We start from the raw sequence: 2,958 nt of genomic DNA, 5'->3' as shown, positions 1-2,958 counted from the left end.
GCCGCCGGCCGGGCAGCGCCGCAGCGGATCGCGATCGAGGGGGGCAGCGCCGGCGGCTTCACCACCCTGGCCGCCCTCTGCTTCACGTCGGTGTTCCGGGCCGGCGCCTGCCGCTATGGGGTGGCTGATCTCGCTGCCCTGGCCACCGACACCCATCGCTTCGAGGCCCGCTACCTCGACGGACTGGTGGGCCCCTGGCCCCAGGACCGGGCGCTGTACGAGGCCCGCTCGCCGCTGCGGCACGCCGATCGGATCCGCTGCCCGGTGATCTTCTTCCAGGGCTCGGAGGATCGGGTGGTGCCACCGGAGCAGACCCTGGCCATGGCCAGCGCCCTGCGGGCGAACGGAGTGTCGGTGGAGGTGCGGCTGTTCGAGGGCGAAGGCCACGGCTTCCGCGATGGCGCCGTGCAGCGCACCGTTCTCGAGGCCACCGAAGCGTTCTTCCGCAACGCCTTTGGGCTGTGACGACTTCGCGGCCAGGGGGCAGCCACCGATCAGGCTGAGAACCACGACGGCTTTCGCCACGCAGGACGTGACCCGTGATCAATGAGCTGGAGCTGGATTTCTCCCTCCTGACTGGCTGGATGCAGACCAGCCTCGCCACGCTGCTGCTGGCCACGGGGGCGCTGCTGCTGCTGCTGGTGCTCGGCGTGAGTGTGGGTCAGGCGCTGGGCATGCGGCGCTGGGGACTGCCGGAGGCCCTGCTGGCGGGAGCCTTCGGTCTGCTGATCGCCCCGGCCGGCCTGCTGCCCCTGCTGCCCCAGGCCGTGATCGATCTCTGGTCCGATCTGCCCCTGCCCCTGCTGACGCTGGTGTTCGCCACCCTGCTGCTGGGCAAACCCCTGCCCCGCCTGGCCGGTCTGTGGCGACCGCTCTCGGGCCAGCTGTCGCTGGCGCTCACCCTGGCTTTCGGGCAGTTCCTGGTGGGGGGCCTGGCCGTGATGGTCATGCAGCCGGCTCTGGGGGTCAGCCCGGTGATGGCCTGCCTGATCGAGGTGGCCTTTGAGGGGGGCCACGGCTCAGCCGCCGCCATGGGCCCCACCTACGAGCGGCTCGGTCTGGAGGGCGGCGAAGCCCTGGGGCTGGCCATGGCCACGGTGGGGCTGCTGGCCTCCACGCTGGTGGGCGGACTGGTGGTGGTGCTGGCCCGCAGCAGCGGCTGGCTGAAGTTCGCCGACGTGATGGTGCACGAAGCCGTGGAGGAGGTGGTGCGGACAGCCGATCCGCTCGACAACCTCGTCCCCCGCCCCCTGGAGGCCCCCACGGTGGCGACACCGGCCCTGGTGCGGACAGTGGCCGACTGGGCCGTGAATCTCGGCCTGGCCGGTCTGGCCGTGCTGTTCGGCTGGGTGGCGCTGCAGGGGTTGCGCTGGATCGCCGACGGGGTGGGCGGCGGCTTTGCCCTGGTGATCGACGCCCTGCCCGTCTTCCCACTGGCCCTGGTGGGATCGCTGCTGGTGCGATTGGTGCTGGAACGCAGCAACCAGGTGCAGTGGGTGTCAGCGCCGATCCAGGGGCTCACGGCCACCCTCTCGGCCGACCTGCTGATCACCGGTGCCACCGCCTGCCTCAACCTCTCGCTGCTGGCCCACGACTGGCTGCCCCTGACGGTGCTGGCCGGCGCGGGCCTGATCTGGAACCTGCTGGTGGTGCTGCTGCTCGCCCCGCGGATCCTGCCGTTCGACTGGTTTGAGCGCGGCATCATCGAATTCGGCCAGGCCACCGGCGTGGCAGCCAGCGGTCTGCTGCTGCTGCGCATGGCCGACCCGGATGATCGCAGCACCGCCCTGCAGGCCTTCTCGATGAAGCAGATGCTGCTGCAGCCGGTGCTGGCCGGCGGGGTGGTCACCGTGGTGGCGCCCCTGGCGATCTCCGGCCTGGGGCTGCCCGTCTGGACAGGGCTCTGCCTGGTGCTTGTGCTGATCTGGATCTCGGTGGGGCTGCTGCTGGCCCGGATCTGAGCATCCGCCTCAGCGCACCATCGCCGCCACATTGCCGCCATCGACGGTGAGCACGGCGCCGGTGGTGCGGCCCAGCTGGGCCAAGGCCACGAAGGCATCGGCCACATCAGCCGCGCGGACCTCCTCGCCCAGCAGGTTGCCGGCCATGTAGACGTCTTCGCTGACGCCGCGGGCGGAGGAGCGCTGCTTGATCATGACCTCATCCAGCAGGCCGGAGCGGATCCGGTCAGCATTGATCGCATTGGCGCGAACACCCTCCTCGCCGGCCTCGAGGGCGTACTGACGCATCAGGGCCAGCAGGGCCGCCTTGGCGATGCCATAGGCACCGAAATTGGGGCCTGGATTGAGGGCCTGCTTGCTGACATTGAACAGCAGCTGACCGCCCAGCCGCGGTGCATCGCCGGCCAGATCGGTGCGGCGCCAGCCGTTCTGGGCGCGGAACACCGCCAGGGCCGCCTGGGCCACCTGCTGATGGCTGAAGAAGTTGAGCTCGAAGCAGTCCCGCAGCGCCTCGTCTTCCAGATCGGCCATGGCACCGGTCCAGGCGGCGCCGGCATTGCTCACCACGATGTCGAGGCCACCGAAGTGGAGGCAGACCCGCTCCATGGCCTGCCGCACCTGGGCGACATCGGTCACATCGCAGGCGATCCCCAGGGCCTTCTTGCCGCAGGATGCCGCCGTGGCCTCCGCCGCAACGCCATCGCGATCCAGCACCGCCAACTCGGCGCCCTGGGCCGCAAAAGCCCGAGCCGTGGCGGCACCGATGCCGCCGCCGCCACCGGTCACGAGCACCACCTGGCGGGCCAGGGGCTTCTCGCGCCCCTTGCCGAGCTTGGCCTGCTCCAGGCTCCAATACTCCATCTCGAAGGTGTCGTCTTCATTCACGGGCTGAAAACGACCCACGGCCTCGGCCGCCAGCAGGGTCTGGGCCCAGGCTTCCGCCAGATCCGCCGCCACGGCCGCCGCCGCCGCGCTGCCCCCCAGGCCGATCAGGCCC

The 2,958-nt window shown here is 70.8% G+C and carries 3 protein-coding genes; 2 read left to right on the top strand and 1 reads right to left on the bottom strand.

All coding sequences use genetic code 11. From position 1 onward, the window contains the following. Together VB777_RS14405 and VB777_RS14400 are read left to right on the top strand one after the other, a co-directional pair. The coding region (locus VB777_RS14405; RefSeq protein WP_323249784.1) for an alpha/beta hydrolase family protein at nucleotides 1-465 on the top strand (465 nt) is incomplete at its 5' end. Nucleotides 466-584: 119 nt separating this feature from the next. Continuing rightward, nucleotides 585-1,961, top strand: coding sequence for a sodium/glutamate symporter (locus VB777_RS14400; RefSeq protein ID WP_416238362.1), 1,377 nt, complete (start codon nucleotides 585-587; stop codon nucleotides 1,959-1,961). Between the two features lie 9 nt (nucleotides 1,962-1,970). Here VB777_RS14400 and VB777_RS14395 read toward each other — a convergent pair. After that, nucleotides 1,971-2,958 (bottom strand): SDR family NAD(P)-dependent oxidoreductase (locus VB777_RS14395; RefSeq protein ID WP_323249780.1); only part of this gene is annotated, 988 nt, incomplete at its 5' end.

This window comes from Synechococcus sp. CCY9202 (assembly GCF_034931685.1).
Taxonomy (GTDB): domain Bacteria; phylum Cyanobacteriota; class Cyanobacteriia; order PCC-6307; family Cyanobiaceae; genus CBW1002.
The sequence above is the reverse complement of the archived record's forward strand: the minus strand, read 5'-3'. Positions and strand labels throughout refer to the sequence as shown.

Bases quoted from the DNA above. Each gene is read 5' to 3' on its own strand.
- VB777_RS14400 (WP_416238362.1), top strand. From the start codon at position 585: ATGCAGACCAGCCTCGCCACGCTGCTGCTGGCCACGGGGGCGCTGCTG.